The sequence below is a fragment of the Phaeobacter sp. NW0010-22 genome, from assembly GCF_040365955.1.
Taxonomy (GTDB): Bacteria; Pseudomonadota; Alphaproteobacteria; order Rhodobacterales; family Rhodobacteraceae; genus OMPR01.
In genome coordinates, this window is record NZ_BAABWT010000003.1 from 342406 (window position 1) to 357655 (window position 15250).

At 55.1% G+C, this 15250-nt stretch carries 16 protein-coding genes; 4 read left to right on the forward strand and 12 right to left on the reverse strand.

Annotated features, from left to right (window positions below; genetic code table 11):
- Positions 1–41: 41 nt before the first annotated feature.
- The 10 genes from ABWV33_RS08550 to ABWV33_RS08595 all read right to left on the reverse strand — a co-directional run bounded on the left by ABWV33_RS08550 (position 42) and on the right by ABWV33_RS08595 (position 8835).
- Positions 42–488 carry a molybdenum cofactor biosynthesis protein MoaE gene (locus tag ABWV33_RS08550; RefSeq protein WP_164618410.1) on the reverse strand — a complete coding sequence of 149 codons (447 nt, stop codon included), beginning with the start codon at positions 486–488 and terminating at the stop codon, positions 42–44.
- Positions 489–492: 4 nt separating this feature from the next.
- On the reverse strand, positions 493–738 hold the full coding sequence (gene moaD / locus ABWV33_RS08555) for a molybdopterin converting factor subunit 1 (protein ID WP_353330064.1): 246 nt from the start codon (positions 736–738) through the stop codon (positions 493–495).
- Positions 739–741: 3 nt separating this feature from the next.
- On the reverse strand, positions 742–1404 hold the full coding sequence (gene pgsA / locus ABWV33_RS08560) for a CDP-diacylglycerol--glycerol-3-phosphate 3-phosphatidyltransferase (RefSeq protein WP_113825507.1): 663 nt from the start codon (positions 1402–1404) through the stop codon (positions 742–744).
- Between the two features lie 113 nt (positions 1405–1517).
- Entirely contained in the window at positions 1518–3392 is a 1875-nt protein-coding gene (gene uvrC / locus ABWV33_RS08565; RefSeq protein WP_353330066.1) for an excinuclease ABC subunit UvrC, read from the reverse strand.
- A 287-nt stretch (positions 3393–3679) separates the two neighbouring features.
- Entirely contained in the window at positions 3680–4459 is a 780-nt protein-coding gene (locus ABWV33_RS08570; protein WP_353330068.1) for an SDR family oxidoreductase, read from the reverse strand.
- Between the two features lie 28 nt (positions 4460–4487).
- Positions 4488–5450 carry a calcium/sodium antiporter gene (locus tag ABWV33_RS08575; protein ID WP_353330070.1) on the reverse strand — a complete coding sequence of 321 codons (963 nt, stop codon included), beginning with the start codon at positions 5448–5450 and terminating at the stop codon, positions 4488–4490.
- Positions 5451–5618: 168 nt separating this feature from the next.
- Positions 5619–6416: a S49 family peptidase gene (locus ABWV33_RS08580; protein ID WP_353330072.1), complete on the reverse strand. Its 798-nt coding sequence runs from the start codon at positions 6414–6416 to the stop codon at positions 5619–5621.
- 118 nt (positions 6417–6534) lie between these two features.
- On the reverse strand, positions 6535–7296 hold the full coding sequence (locus ABWV33_RS08585) for an ABC transporter permease (RefSeq protein ID WP_113825513.1): 762 nt from the start codon (positions 7294–7296) through the stop codon (positions 6535–6537).
- On the reverse strand, positions 7293–8219 hold the full coding sequence (locus tag ABWV33_RS08590; protein ID WP_121998294.1) for an ABC transporter ATP-binding protein: 927 nt from the start codon (positions 8217–8219) through the stop codon (positions 7293–7295). Before ABWV33_RS08590 ends, ABWV33_RS08585 begins: the two co-directional genes overlap by 4 nt.
- Before the next feature lie 91 nt (positions 8220–8310).
- Positions 8311–8835, reverse strand: coding sequence for an SRPBCC family protein (locus ABWV33_RS08595; protein WP_353330074.1), 525 nt, complete (start codon positions 8833–8835; stop codon positions 8311–8313).
- Between the two features lie 177 nt (positions 8836–9012).
- Here ABWV33_RS08595 and ABWV33_RS08600 point away from each other — a divergent pair, with 177 nt between their 5' ends.
- The gene (locus tag ABWV33_RS08600; RefSeq protein WP_353330076.1) at positions 9013–9993 is read left to right on the forward strand and encodes a DMT family transporter; all 981 of its coding nucleotides are present in this window, start codon (positions 9013–9015) and stop codon (positions 9991–9993) included.
- A 65-nt stretch (positions 9994–10058) separates the two neighbouring features.
- Entirely contained in the window at positions 10059–11024 is a 966-nt protein-coding gene (locus tag ABWV33_RS08605) for an ADP-ribosylglycohydrolase family protein (RefSeq protein ID WP_353330078.1), read from the forward strand.
- Between the two features lie 7 nt (positions 11025–11031).
- On the opposite strand, the gene ABWV33_RS08610 is transcribed toward ABWV33_RS08605, so the two are convergent.
- Positions 11032–11892: a crotonase/enoyl-CoA hydratase family protein gene (locus ABWV33_RS08610; RefSeq protein WP_113825518.1), complete on the reverse strand. Its 861-nt coding sequence runs from the start codon at positions 11890–11892 to the stop codon at positions 11032–11034.
- 144 nt (positions 11893–12036) lie between these two features.
- Here ABWV33_RS08610 and ABWV33_RS08615 point away from each other — a divergent pair, with 144 nt between their 5' ends.
- The gene (locus ABWV33_RS08615; protein WP_353330080.1) at positions 12037–13131 is read left to right on the forward strand and encodes a CaiB/BaiF CoA transferase family protein; all 1095 of its coding nucleotides are present in this window, start codon (positions 12037–12039) and stop codon (positions 13129–13131) included.
- A gap of 16 nt (positions 13132–13147) precedes the next feature.
- On the opposite strand, the gene hemE is transcribed toward ABWV33_RS08615, so the two are convergent.
- On the reverse strand, positions 13148–14182 hold the full coding sequence (gene hemE / locus ABWV33_RS08620; RefSeq protein ID WP_353330082.1) for a uroporphyrinogen decarboxylase: 1035 nt from the start codon (positions 14180–14182) through the stop codon (positions 13148–13150).
- Between the two features lie 106 nt (positions 14183–14288).
- Between hemE and hemC the strand changes: the two genes are divergently transcribed.
- Positions 14289–15248, forward strand: a complete 960-nt coding sequence (hemC, locus tag ABWV33_RS08625; protein ID WP_353330084.1) for a hydroxymethylbilane synthase — start codon at positions 14289–14291, stop codon at positions 15246–15248.
- The last annotated feature ends 2 nt before the right edge of the window (positions 15249–15250 follow it).

Consider the following 15250-nt stretch of genomic DNA (forward strand, 5'->3'; position numbering starts at 1 on the left):
AAGGGATCTTCGCGTCGCTCAAACAAAACCTATTTTGTAACTTACCAGCGCTTGAGCGCGTTTTCGTCCGCGTCTTTGGCAGCAACCCAATCAGCCCTCTGCCCGGTGATTTCTTTCTTCCAGAACGGCGCACGAGATTTCAGATAATCCATCAGATATTCTGCAGCTTCAAACGCGTCTTTGCGATGAGGTGCGGCTGTAGCAACCATCATAATCTTATCACCGGGTGCCAACCGACCGTACCGGTGAATGACCAAGACATCCCCCAGAGACCAACGTTGCATGGCCTCTTCAGCAATCTTGATCAGTGCTTTTTCGGTCATTCCTGGGTAATGCTCGATCTCCATCACATCCAGATCACCACGCGCCAAATCGCGTACGACACCTGTGAATGTCACAATTGCACCGTCGGAAGTTCCCGCAGCATCAGCAAACGCATTGGCTTCGCCCCCGAAATCAAAGGGCGCGTCTTGGACAAGCACACGCATGGGGTCAGCCCCCTGTCATGGGCGGGAAAAACGCGACTTCACGGACACCCGCCAACGGCGCGTCGAAATCCGACAGCTCCTGATCCAATGCAACACGCAATGCGCTGAGGTCAGAAAAGGCAACTTCGTAGCGTTCTTCTTTTGCGCGCAGCTCTTCAATCAAGTCTGTCACGGTAATTGCGTTGGTTTCGACCTGTTCCTTGGGCAGGCCAATACGTTCCCGAACCCAAGCGAAATAGAGCACATCCATGCGTCAACTCTCTCTTACGTGTGGCAAGGCTTTGCGGAAATAGTCTACGCCGGTGATGGCTGTCAGACCGGCAGCAACCCACAATAACGACAAACCAAGCCACCACGTGTATTCCATGCCCGCCAATTTCCAACGCAGCCCTTGCAAATCTTCTTCGCGCCCCATGAGGATGTCATCAATCAACTGCGCATCCATGCCCCAAGCGCTCATGCCCAAATAGTGCTCAAAAACACCCTGTCCAAACAGAACAGCAATCGCCACCATTTGAGCCGTGGTTTTCCATTTGGCCAGATTGGTTACTTTGAGCGTCCCAGCTGTATCGCCCAGATATTCCCGCAGGCCGGACACAAAGACCTCGCGAAACAGGATCACAGTCGCTGGCAGCACCAACCAAGGGGACATCGACGAATAGCCCACGATCACCATCAGGGCGATCACAACCATCGCTTTGTCCGCGATCGGATCCAACATCGCACCCAACTTGGTTTCCTGTTTCCAGGCACGCGCCAGATAGCCATCAAACCAATCGGTTATGGCCGCAACAACAAACAACATCAAAGCAAGCCAATCGGCGTAGGGCCGAGTGAAATACAAGAACATCAGAGCCACGCCAGGGGCAGCAATCAGGCGCAGTGCGGTCAGGATATTAGGTAAGTTCCACGTCATGACCGGACCCTACATTGCGACAGGGAAACATGAAAGCCGGGTGCGGCAAATTCCACCCCCACAACGACTCTCTGGTTCGGAGTTTTGAGAAACATCATGCGAGCCACATGGCCTTAGCCCTTGTCGTGAAAGAAATCATAGATCGTCTCTGCCAGAGCATCGGATATGCCATCAACCGCTTTGAGGTCTACCAAATTCGCCCGGCTCACGGCCTTGGCGCTGCCAAAATGCGCCAAAAGGGCCCGTTTGCGCGTGGCCCCAACGCCGGGCACCTCATCCAGTGGCGTGGCTCCAATCGCCTTGGCGCGTTTGGCCCGGTGGGTGCCAATCGCAAAACGGTGCGCCTCGTCTCTGAGCCGCTGAACAAAATAGAGCACGGGATCATTACGCTGTAGCGCAAAGGCGCGTTCGCCCAATCGATGGAATTCTTCCTTCCCGTGGTCCCGGTCTACGCCCTTGGCGACACCGATCATGGCAATATCCTGAACCCCGTGCGCTGCCATGATTTCTGCAACCGCACTGACCTGCCCTGCCCCGCCATCAATCAGTAACAAATCCGGCCAAAGCCCCTTGTCCCGATCCGGGTCTTCCTTTTGCAATCGGGTAAAGCGCCGGTTCAGCACCTCTTTCATCATGCCAAAGTCATCGCCGGGCGTCAGGTCGTCGCCGCGGATGTTGAACTTGCGATAGGCGTTTTTCATGAACCCATCCGGCCCCGCAACGATCATACCGCCCACAGCATTCGTGCCTTGGATATGCGAGTTGTCGTACACTTCGATTCGTTGCGGGGGTCCTTCAAGCTGAAACGCCTCGGCCACTCCCCGCAACAGCTTGGCCTGTGTCGCGCTTTCAGACATGCGCCGCGCCAAAGATTCGCGCGCGTTTCGGACCGCGCCTGAGATCAGCTCGGCCTTTTCGCCCCTTTGCGGAACAAGGATTTCCACCTTACGCTCCGCCTTTTCAGCCAAGGCTTGCTCCATCAGGTCCGAGTTCTCTATTCCATCGGACAGGATTAACTGCCGCGGCGGTTCTTTGTTGTCATAGAACTGACCAAGGAAGGCTTCCATCACCTCAGCCGCTGACACATCAGGGCCCACCCGAGGATAGAAATCCTGATTGCCCCAGTTCTGATTGGCTCGGATGAAAAAGACCTGCACACAAGCTTGGCCACTGTCCATATGCAACCCGATCACGTCGGCCTCTGTAACGCCACGCGGGTTGATGCCTTGCGTGGTTTGCACCTGTGTCAGGGCCCGGATCCGATCCCGCAGCCCGGCCGCGCGTTCAAATTCCATCGCTTCGGATGCTTCTTGCATCTGAACCGCCAACTCTTCTTGGATTTTGGTAGACCGCCCCGACAGGAACCGTTCGGCGTCATGCACGCTTTCAGCATAGGCTTCTGCCGTGATCAGCCCCACGCAGGGTCCCGAACAACGTTTGATCTGGTGCAGCAAACAAGCACGTGTCCGCCCCGAAAACATAGAATCCGAACAATTCCGCAACAAGAACGCCTTTTGCAGTTGGTTGAGCGTCCGATTGACTGCTCCCGCGCTGGCAAACGGACCGAAATAGGTACCCTTTTCCTTTTTCGCCCCCCGATGCTTTTTGATCTGTGGAAAGCTGTGATCCTTAGCCACCAATATGTTTGGAAAGCTCTTATCATCCCGCAGCAGAACATTGTATTTCGGCTTGAGCTGCTTGATCAGGTTCTGTTCAAGCAACAAAGCTTCGGTTTCAGTGCGCGTTGTCAAAAACATCATCGAGGCCGTCGCCGCGATCATGCGTTCGATGCGCCCGGAATGCCCGGGGCGTGAGTAATTCGAGACCCGTGCGCGCAGATTGCGTGCTTTGCCAACGTAAAGAACCCGGCTTTCGCTATCCAGCATCCGATAAACCCCGGGCGAGCTGTCTAACGTCTTTAAATACCCCTGAATCCGGGCATATCCTGTGACTTCGGGGGCTTGAGTGGGCTCGGGTTGGTCTGTCATTTTTTCAGATCTGATTCTTGGATTGTCTGCAATCTTGGCGAGCCTCTTTCAAGAGAAAATAAGTCCACCAAACGTGTGGATAACTCTGCAGATAACTTCTGATCCCGTTCAGAATCTCCTTAGTTTCTTGGCCTCACAGCAATTTGCCTAATAATTAGGCACAACCTTAAATCATTGATAACAAAAACATATTTAATCCAAGTGTAGCAAGTATCTGAAAACAAAGATCTTTTTGTAACGCTTTCGTAACACAAATTAACCCGGTGCAAAACTTTCGAAAAGTTGTCTCATTCTGGGCCTAGAACATCGGGTGTTTTCCACCCCAAGTGCTGCCCCCCATCCACGCAAAGCAACTGTCCAGTTACCGCAGGGGCATCCATGAAATACCCCAAAGCCGCCGTAATATCAGAAGCGTTGGCACCGCGTCCCGAAATCGTATTCTGGCGCTGAGCTGTAAAGTGCTCCAACGACTGTCGATGGCCCTGCAACGTGGGTCCAGGCCCAATAGCGTTCACACGAATGGCCGGGGTCAGCGCCTGTGCAGCTGTTTGGGTCAATGTCCACAGCCCCATCTTAGCAAGCGAATAAGTCATAAATTCTGGGGTCAGTTTTCGTACCCGCATATCGACCATATTGACGATCAACCCGGTGGCATAGGGCTCGCCGCTTTGGTCGATTGCAGGTTCCAGCCCCTGAGCAGCCATGGTCTGCGTGAGCACAAAAGGCGCGCGCAGGTTGCTATCCAAATGACGGTCCCAAGTTTCGCGCGTCGCAGAAGTGAGTGTATCATACTCAAATATGGAGGCGTTGTTGACCAAGCATGTAATCGGCCCGCCCAGTGCCTCGGCCGCATCTGGCAACAGGGCCTGGACCTGCGTTTCGTCCAACAAATCAGCCTGCAAAGTGACGGCTTTGCGCCCCATAGCGCGGATCTCGTTCACGGTCTCTTCTGCAGGCGCTGCTGAGCTGGCATAGTGGACTGCTACATCAAACCCTCGGCGTGCAAGATACAGCGCCATAGCCCGACCCAATCGAATTCCTGCACCTGTCACAAGAGCTTGAGGCATGAAAAAGATCTCCCGTTGATGGACGGGGTTAAACCAATACGGAAATCACATAGGTGAAATACAGCACCGTCAGGATCACACCCCAGATTTTTGTTATGTCACGTTTGAAGAAAACAAACGGAACCAGCAGCAGCGTCGCGCCTAGCATAACCCACAGATCGAACTCAAGGAATTCAGGATCAACCGAGATTTCACCAAACAACGTTGCGATCCCGACAATAGCCAAGAGATTGAACATATTCGAGCCGATCACATTGCCCAGAGCCACATCCGCTTGCCGCCGCAAGGCAGCCATCACAGTCGTGGCCAATTCCGGCAAAGACGTCCCCACAGCAACCAGCGTCAGGCCAATTACGGTCTCGCTCACCCCATAGGTGCGCGCAATCACGGTCGCATTATCAACCAACAAGTGGGCGCCCATTGGCAAACCAATAAGGCCAAGAAGCAGATAGATGGACACCTTCCAATACGGCATGTCAGGGTCAGCTTCTTCCAGCCCTTCCAGTTCTTCCTCGTCTTCGCTGGCGTTCCCACAGGCCCGGCGGTGCGCACGGGCTTGGCGAAATGCGTTAATCAAAACTAAACTCAGCGCGCCAAGCAAGATAGCGCCACTTAACAGCGTGAAGGTGCCGCAGAAGGCCAATGCAATAAACAGCAACGTCGCCAGCAGCATAAAGACATAGTTACGGCGCGTGTTGCACTCACTGGTGTGGAGCGTGGCCAATAATGCCGGAATGCCCAGCACCAACAAAACATTAGCTGTGTTCGATCCGACGACGTTCCCCAACGCAATACCCGGCGCATTTTCCTGCACGGCTTTGATGGCAATCAAAAGTTCGGGTGCGGATGTTCCAAAGGCAACAATCGTCAGGCTGACGATCAAAGCTGGAACCCCAAGCCGCAAGCTCAGGTTCACGGCCCCACGCACCAAGGCGTCCCCAGCCAACAGCAAGATCACCAAACCTAGCCCCGAAAGTACCCAAGCCATCATTTTTGACCTCCATGTCCACAGGCACAGGGGCCTTTGCCGATACGATAACGCCCGCACCGCGGACATTTGGCCGAAGCCAAACGTTTTTGCCCCGGGAAACGGAGCTTTCCGAACATGGCTAGGGCAGCCATACCGACAAGGAATAAAGTGACGACTTTCAAAATCATATCAAAGACCAAACCGCGCATATGCTGCGCGTTCTTCGATACCCGCAAACGCGTCTTGTGTCAGTTCTGCACCGAACCGGGACCAAAAAGGCCGACGCACACCATACCGACGTGTCCGAACCTTGTCGCCAAACCGCTCTTTCAGCTTCGGCTTCAAGTGGGCAATCCCATCAATCAATCCCAATTCAGTCGCTCGCTTGGCCAACCAGATTTCGCCCGTGAACAGTTCAGCAGCCGAATCCAGCTTGTCGCCCCGGCGACGCTTCACGTGATTGATAAAATTCTCGTGGATATCACCCAGCAAAACCTTGAGACGGGCAACATCGTCCTCTTTTTGTGGGCTGAACGGGTCCAGCATCGACTTGGATTTTCCCGCCGTATGAACACGGCGCTCTAGTCCCTGACGTGCCAGAAACACATGTGCGCCAAAGCCAGACGAAATAACGCCAATTGAACCCACAACCGAACTGTCATCTGCCCAAATCTCATCAGCAGCGGCCGCCAGCCAATATCCACCTGATGCGGCAACGTCTTCGACAAAAGCGATAACCGGGACCTCCAACTCATCGGACAAGCGCCGGATCCGGGCCCCGATCAGCGAACTTTGCACAGGGGATCCCCCCGGCGAGTTTATCTCCAGCGCCACAGCCGCAGGTTTCCCCTTGCGGAACGCTTTCTCAAAAACCGGGGCCAACGAGGCGTCGTTCAACGACGACCGGCCAGACATTCCAATAGCGCCCGACAGGCGCACGACAGCCACCAAAGGCGGCTTGTTGAAAAACGGGAGGCTAAGTTTCATGCTGCCGATGTAGAATGCCCCCCTAAGACAAACAAGACGCAGCCCCCGTCAGAAACGTGACGGCAGCCAGATTCACGTGGGGGCTGGGCAAAAATGCAACGCCTTAAAAGTAGGTCGCTCAGCTGCGAATCCGCCAGCCCGTTTTGAAGATCCACCAGATCACTCCAAGACAAATCGCTGTAAAGCCGGCAATAGCCAACAAACTCAGGCCGATAGGCACATCAGCCGTTCCGAAGAATGACCACCGGAAACCAGAGATTAGGTAAACGACCGGGTTAAACAAAGTTATCGTCTGCCACATCGGGGGCAGCATCGAAATCGAGTAGAATGTCCCCCCCAAAAAAATTAGCGGTGTCACAACAAGTTGAGGGATCAGTGACATCTGTTCAAAATTACTGGCCCATATTCCAATGATGAACCCCAACAATGCAAAACTCAGACAGGTCAGAACCAAAAAGGCGGCCATCGCGACGGGGTGCTCAATTCGGATATCGACGAAGAACATTGATGTTATCAGAATCACCAAGCCAACGAACAACGCCTTGGTCGCCGCGGCCCCCACATAGCCAATAACAATCTCGATGAAATTGACCGGGGCGGACAGCAACTCATAAATTGTACCTAGGAATTTGGGGAAATAGATCCCAAATGAGGCATTGGAAATTGCCAGCATGACAACCGACAACATGATCAAACCGGGCACGATGAAGGCCCCGTAAGAGACTCCCTCGACCTCTTGTATGCGGCTGCCAATCGCGGTTCCAAACACCACGAAATACAAAGACGTCGACAACACGGGTGAGAAAAAGCTCTGCGCGAGTGTTCGGAAAAACCGTGCCATCTCAAACCGGTAGATGGCAGCAATTGCAGTCCAATTCATGACTTTCCTCCCGACACAAGGGTGACGAAAATTTCTTCGAGACTGCTTTGGCGTGTTTGAACATCTCGCAGAGTCAGCCCTGCTTGTGCCACATCGTTCAGCAATGTCGTGATCCCGGTCCGTTCACCATGCGTGTCATATGTATAAACGATACCGCCATCTTCGGTCAGCGTCAGATCATGTTGTTTCAATGCAGCGGGGATGGAGGTCAAAGGTTCAGCCAGTTGCACTTCTATCTGCTTTTTACCCATCTGCGCCATTAGCGTGGCTTTCTGCTCAACCAACAGAAGCTCACCGTTGTTGATCACCCCAATACGATCGGCAATGGCCTCGGCCTCTTCGATGTAATGGGTGGTCAGGATGATGGTCACGCCCTGTTGCTTTAGCTCTGCAACGATTTCCCACATGTCTTTGCGCAGCTCAACGTCGACGCCGGCGGTGGGTTCATCCAGAAACAAGACGCGGGGTTCGTGGGCCAGCGCCTTGGCGATCAGCACCCGGCGTTTCATACCTCCGGACAGCTCCTTGACCGCGTTTTTGCGTTTGTCCCACAACGACAACTTGCGAAGAATTTCTTCAATCCGTGCGTCATCCTTAGGCTTGCCAAACAGCCCTCTGGAAAACCGAACGGTGTTTGCAACCGTTTCAAAAGGTTCCAGTGCGATTTCCTGCGGTACCAATCCAATCATCCGGCGTGCGGCGCGAAAATCCTGTTGAATATCGTGACCGCCAACCGTGACATTGCCCGAGGTCGCTGAGGTGATCCCACAAATGGTCGAAATCAACGTTGTTTTGCCAGCCCCATTTGGGCCAAGCAACGCAAGGATTTCACCTTGCTCAATGTCCAACGTAAGACCTTTTAGCGCCTCAAAACCACCCTCGTAGGATTTTCGGAGGTCCTTGATAGAGAGAATTGTCGTCATGCCCGTTCCCCATGTTCCGCAACAGACTAACCTGTGCGCAGGAACGGGGACAGAGCTTGAATGCACATTTAACTGCGCATGTACGCAGGGTTCAGGCGCGACCGGTCAGTTTCCCCAACCAGCCTTTTTTCTTGCCGCCCTCTTCAGGGTCATTTCCTGCCTCGTCTTCAGCAGGCCCTTCAAGGACTTCTTGGAAATTGCCAAAAAACTGATCGGCCATTTTCTTGGCGAATCCATCGATCAGACGGCTGCCAAGTTGCGCCAGCTTGCCACCGACCTTGGCCTCGACATCATAGCTGAGCAGCGTGCCACCCGCTTCGGTTGGCGTGAGCCTCACCTGTGCACCACCCTTGGCAAACCCAGCGGCGCCGCCTTTGCCTTCACCCGCGATGGTCAGGCTTTCGTTTGTGATCATATCGGACATCGTAACCGAGCCTTTGAACGTCGCCTTCACCGGCCCTACTTTTTGCACAACGGTAGCTGTATATCCGTCTTCAGGGGTTCCAACGACCTCTTGCGCGCCGGGAACACAGGCTTTTAACACCTCAGCGTCCAACAGGGCCTGATAAACCGTGGCCACATCGGCCTGAATGTCGCGTTCGCCTGTCATCTGCATCGCTGCAAGTCCTCCCCTGGGTTGTCCTTGTCCTACATCTAAAGCAGCCATGGCCACCCGCCAAGGGCACAAGCGGGCTGATATAACAAACATGCATAGACATAAGTCGTAGCTGTGATAGCCATGCCGCCATGGGCACACGTAATTCTTCGACGTGTCGACCCCAGGAGTTACCACATGACAGATCACACGCTGCCCCCATCCACGCGGGGCATTGCATTCATTCTTGTCGGCATGGCCGCAATTTCGATCAATGATCTGCTGATCAAGCAATTGTCCGGGGGCTACCCCCTGCATGAGATCGTGCTGATCCGGTCGGTCATCGGGATTTGTCTCAGCCTGGTTCTGGTGCATTTTGAAGGCGGTCTGTCGATCCTTAAAACCAACCACCCCTTTATGCATCTGTTACGCGGATTGTTGGTTGTCGTATCAAACATGGCTTTTTTCGTAGCTCTTGCAGCTGCGCCTTTGGCTGATGTGACGGCCCTATTTTTTGCCGCGCCTCTTTTTATCACATTGCTGTCCATCCCTTTGCTTGGGGAAAAGGTCGGTATGCTGCGTATCGGGGCCGTATTTGCTGGCTTCGTTGGGGTCCTGATCATGCAGCGCCCTTGGGACAGTGGCGAAGCGCTTGAAACCAGCCGGGCAGTCTTGTTGCTGCCGGTACTGGCCGCATTGGCCTATGCGTTGATGCAATTGTTGACACGAAAGCTGGGCGCGACAACCAAAGCTTCGGCTTTAGCTGTTTATATCCAGGCAATGTTTATTCCCGTGTCCCTTGGCTTTTATCTGGTCGCGGGGGACGGCGCGATGGCTGAAAACCTTGACAGTCCTGCGTTGTTCTTTTTGCTGCGCGCATGGTCCATGCCATCAGCCTATGACTGGTTATTTCTGTTCGGGCTGGGCGTGAACACAACAGTGATCGGGTATTGCCTGAGTCAAGCATATCGCTTGTCCAGTGCCGCAACCGTTGCCCCCTTTGAATATATCGGGCTGCCTTTGGCTGTATTTTGGGGTTGGTTGCTGTGGTCTGATATCCCGGACTGGGAAGTCTGGGTCGGCATGGCTTTGATCATGGGCTCTGGCTTGTTCGTCTATTTTCGGGAAAAACAAAAACAACGCCAAATCGCCCGTACACGGGTCAAGCTGCCTTATTGATCAACGGATCTTGTCGCAGCGCTACGGCACCCCACATCAAGAGGAACCCACGTAAGGACTTCTTTATGACCCAGAATCTGATCTCTCGCCAACGCAACCTTGTCATCGGCGCGTTGGTCGCTGATGCCGCATCCCTTGGGCTGCATTGGCTCTATGATCAGGATCGCATCGCACAAGTTGCACCAAAGACGGCCGCATTTCACCCTGCCAGCCTGAATGACTACCAAGACGTGCCCGGATATTTTGCCCATCCAACCAAATCGGCCGGTGCCTTGTCTCAATATGGTGAACAAGCCTTGGTCATGCTGCGGTCTCTGGCTGAAACAGGGCAGTATGACAAGGATCACTACCAAGCGGCATTCCAAGCCCATTTCGGATATGGCGGGGCCTACGTTGGATACATTGACCATCCAACCCGCGACACGCTGGACAATATATCCCGCGCATCAGCAGCTGACAACGCGCCCGAATTTCTGGGTGCGGACGACCGGCAACTGCCTGCCATTTCGAAATTACCAGCACTTGTCGCCCTGACCGCAGGCTCCGAGGGCTTTGCCGAGCAAGTCACATCCGCCATCCGCGTCACAAACGATTGCGCCACAGCCATTTCCTTTGGCACAACCGCAGCGGACCTGATGCGTGCTATTGTGAACGGCGGTAAGATCTCCGATGCGCTGAAAGAAATCGACGTATCGGCTCCAGATGATGTCCATGACGCCCTTGCTCCGCTGGGTGACATGATTGGCCAATCCACCTGCGACATCACCCGAACGATAGGAATGAGCTGCGATCTTGCCTATGGCGTGCCCAGCGTGGTTCATACACTGTCCATTGCGCCCTCCTACAGAGAGGCGATCGAGCAGAACATCTATGCCGGGGGCGATTCCTGTGGCCGCGCGATCCTGCTGGGCGCCGTGATGGGGGCAGTCCATGGCGTTGGCGGTCAGACCGGCATTCCCGAGGATTGGATTGAACAGCTGACCCAACGCGATGAAATCATCGCCTTGTTGGACCAGTTGTTTCCTGCATAACGCCTGATCAGCGGTTGCGTTTGGGGATCTCTTCGTTTTCGGTCCAGTCAAAGGTGCCCTGATCGCGTTCGGTTACCGCCTGTTTCCAGCCAACTTGTTCCGAGCGGGTCTTGAAATTGATCCCCTCGGGGGAATGCCGCGTGATGCCGTCAAAAATAGTCGCAAGCCGTTGAGTTTCCATCATTCCTGTCGACTCAATCGCCTGATTGATCACCATTTTTTGCATCGCAAGCTGATTGATCGGGACGGTCGCCATCCTACCCGCCATTTCTTCGACCGCATCGTCCAATTGATCCGCCGGAACCGCCTTGAGCACCAAGCCCATATCCGCAGCCTCGCGCCCCGAAATCTTATCGCCCGTGAACAACATCCGCTTGGCACGCTCAGCTCCAAGCCGATACACCCACATCGCCGTGGTTGGACAGCCCCAGACACGGGCAGGCATGTACCCTATTTGCGCATCCTCAGCCATGATCGTCAGATCAGCACACAGCGCAATGTCTGATCCCCCAGCCACAGCAAACCCGTGCACCTTGCAGATCACTGGCTTAGCCGCCCGCCAAAGCGACATGAAATGCTGCGTGTTTTGCCACATGAACCGGTAATCCTTGATCGGGTCCCACGGCATCGGTTGGGTCACATCCCCCGACCCGTTTCCTTCGGCATAAAACGTCAGATCATATCCCGCACAGAACGCGGGCCCGTTGCCAGACAGAACAATCACATGCACATCCGGGTCCGCATCAGCCTCTGCAATTGCAGCCGCCAAATCGCGTGGCAATTCATCGTTGATCGCATTCATCACGTCTGGCCGGTTCAAGGTCACCCGCCCGATCCGTCCGTCTTTTTCAAAGCTCACTGTCGACATGTCTGTCCTCCCTCTTGGTCCGAAAAGATCACGCCGGCCTCGTTCTGCCTAGACGCCAAAGATCAGGACGCCACGTCGCACCACCCACCCCTTGCCTTTGTCGCGCCGCCCCGAAACCTTGCCCGCAAGAAAAGGGAGAGCACCATGTTGAACGGAATTCGGATCATCGAGATTGAGGGACTAGGCCCTGGCCCGTTTGCCGCCATGACGTTGGCCGATCTGGGCGCCGAGGTAATCGTGATTCATCGCAAGGGTGGGTCTTCGCTTACGGGGGACGCAGGGGGCGCATTGCTGGACCGGGGTAAGCGGTCAATCGCGTTGGACCTGAAAAACGCTGATGATCTGCAAACAGCCAAAGACCTGATCGCAAGCGCCGATGGTCTTATCGAGGGGTTCCGACCCGGCGTGATGGAGAAACTGGGCCTAGGTCCTGACGTGTGCCACGCGATCAATCCCAAGCTGGTGTTTGGGCGTATGACAGGTTGGGGGCAGAGCGGTCCACTGTCTCAGGCAGCCGGGCATGACATGAACTATATCTCAATGTCCGGGGCCATGTGGTACAGTTCTGCCCCCGGGGACGTTCCCATGCCGCCCGCAACTTTGGTTGGAGATATCGGCGGTGGGGCGATGTATCTGGTTGCGGGTATGCTCGCAGCGTTGATCAGTGCCGGACGGACCGGTGAAGGGACCGTTGTGGATGCCGCCATCTATGACGGATCGGCCCACATGATGAACCTGCTGATCGGACTGCGCCAAATTGGGCAGCTTTCGGATACACGTGGTCACAGCTTGCTGGACGGCCCACATTGGAGCCACACCTACGCCTGTGCCGATGGAGGTTTCATGAGCGTTCAATGTCTGGAACCGCAATTTTACGCGCTGTTCCTGCAAATTCTGGAACTGACAGAAGATCCTGAATTCAAGCAGCAAATGAACAAAAAGCTTTGGCCCGCTTTGACTAAACGTCTGGCGGACCTGTTCGCTCAGCACCCTCGCGCCCATTGGGAGGCGATGTTCGTCGGGACAGATGCCTGCGTCGCCCCTGTGTTGTCCCCAACCCAGGCCGCAGACCACGAGATGAATCAAGCGCGACAGGTTTGGCGAGATGTTGGTGGAACCCTACAAGCGGCAGCTGCACCGCGTTTTTCAACGCAAAACTGGCAACCAAAGCCTAGCCCGGCACGCGGACAAAACTCAGAAGATATCCTGAAAGAACTAAAGGCCAGCCTATCCGGCTGACCTTTGATCGTTTCGCTTAGCGTGACCGAACCGTGTCGATCATCAGCTGCACATTTTCAGGGTCCGCATCCGGTGTGATGCCATGACCCAGATTGAAAATGTGTGGCCCCTTGGAAAATGCATCGACAATGGCGTTGGTTTCATCGACCAAGGCTTGCCCACCGGTCACCATGTGGCGGGACGCAAGGTTCCCTTGTACACAGCCATCAACCTGCACATTCTGAGCGGCCCAGAGTGGATCAACCGAATTGTCCAACGCGACACAGTCCACACCGGTTGCCTTGCCAAAGCCCACGTATTTTTCACCAGCTTCGCGCGGGAACCCGATTACGGGCACAGTCGGGTGGCGCTCTTTCAGGGCCTTGGTGATGACGCGGCACGGCTCTAACGCGTATTTCTCAAACGCGTCGCCCTTGAGTGATCCGGCCCAGCTGTCAAAGATTTTGACCACTTCAGCACCGGCTTCGATCTGCATCGACAGATAATCAATGGTGGCAACGGTGATCCGGTCCAACAGCGCCTCGAACAAGGCAACATTGCCTTCGCGCAGGGCATGGGCTGGCCCTTGGTCGGGGGTTCCGCGCCCTGCAATCATGTAGGTTGCGACAGTCCAAGGTGCCCCAGCAAACCCAATCAAAGCGGTATCCGATGGCAGTTCGCGCGACAGGATCTTGACCGTTTCATAGATCGGCGACAGCGTTTCGTGGATGTCCGTTGCAGGCTTCAGTACATCAAAATCCGCTTGGCTGGTGATCGTCGACAGCCGTGGGCCTTCGCCCGTGACAAACCATAGATCAGCCCCAAGCGCCTGAGGAATCAGCAAAATATCCGCGAACAGGATCGCCGCATCGAACCCATAGCGACGGATGGGTTGCAATGTCACCTCGGCCGCCAATTCGGGATTGTAGCACAGCGACAAGAAATCCCCGGCTTGCGCACGGGTCGCGCGGTATTCGGGCAGATAGCGCCCGGCCTGCCGCATCATCCAGATCGGCGGCACATCTTGCGTTTCACCCGCCAGTGCGCGCAGCAGTTTTTTCGTCTCGGCCATATCTGCCCCCAAATTCCGGTTTGCGCACACGCGTCCCGCTTCGGCGGCAATTTGTCAAGCACAGCCCCCATTGTCAGGGCAATGTGACGCGACTAAAGCTGTCGGTATGACAGTAACTCTTCCCTCCCCCGCTTCGCCTCTGAAAATCGGCACCCGTGGCTCGCCTCTGGCGTTGGCTCAGGCGTATGAGACACGCGCCCGTTTGGCCGCTGCTTTCGATCTGCCGCCCGAAGCGTTTGAGATCGTCGTGATCAAAACCACCGGGGATAACCGGGCGATGATTGACGCGGACCGCCCGCTGAAAGAAATCGGCGGCAAGGGGTTGTTCACCAAAGAAATCGAAGAGGATCTGCTGTCTGGCGCGATCGACATTGCCGTACATTCGATGAAAGACATGCCTGTTCTGCAACCCGATGGATTGCTGCTGGACACCTATCTGCCGCGCGAAGATGTGCGTGATGCGTTTGTCTCCCACAGCAAATCGGCGCTGATCGAATTGGCCGAAGGCGCGGTTGTTGGCACCTCTTCCTTGCGGCGTCGGGCGCAGCTGCTGAACCGTCGACCTGATCTGCAAGTCGTTGAATTCAGAGGAAATGTTCAGACGCGATTGAAAAAGCTTTCGGAAGGCGTTGCAGAATGCACCTTCCTTGCTGCCGCCGGTTTGAACCGTCTGGCGATGGATGATGTGCCCGCAACCCCGATTGAAACAGACGATATGCTACCTGCCGTCGCGCAGGGTGCGATTGGTATTGAGCGGCGTTTGGATGACAGCCGCGTTGCGGACATGTTGGCCGCGATCCATGACACAACAACGGGCCAGAGACTGGCTGCGGAACGGGCGTTTCTGGCGGCGCTGGACGGCTCTTGCGAAACACCGATTGCGGGGCTTGCGGAGTTGGATGGCGATACGCTGCGGTTGCGCGGTGAGGTTCTGCGTCCAGACGGTTCAGAATCGATCAGTGACGACCAAACCTGCCCAATCGAAGACGGAGCCGAGCTGGGCCGTGCGATAGCCAAAGGCCTTTTAAACAAGGCCGGAGAAGGCTTTTTCGACTGGAGGGCGTGACG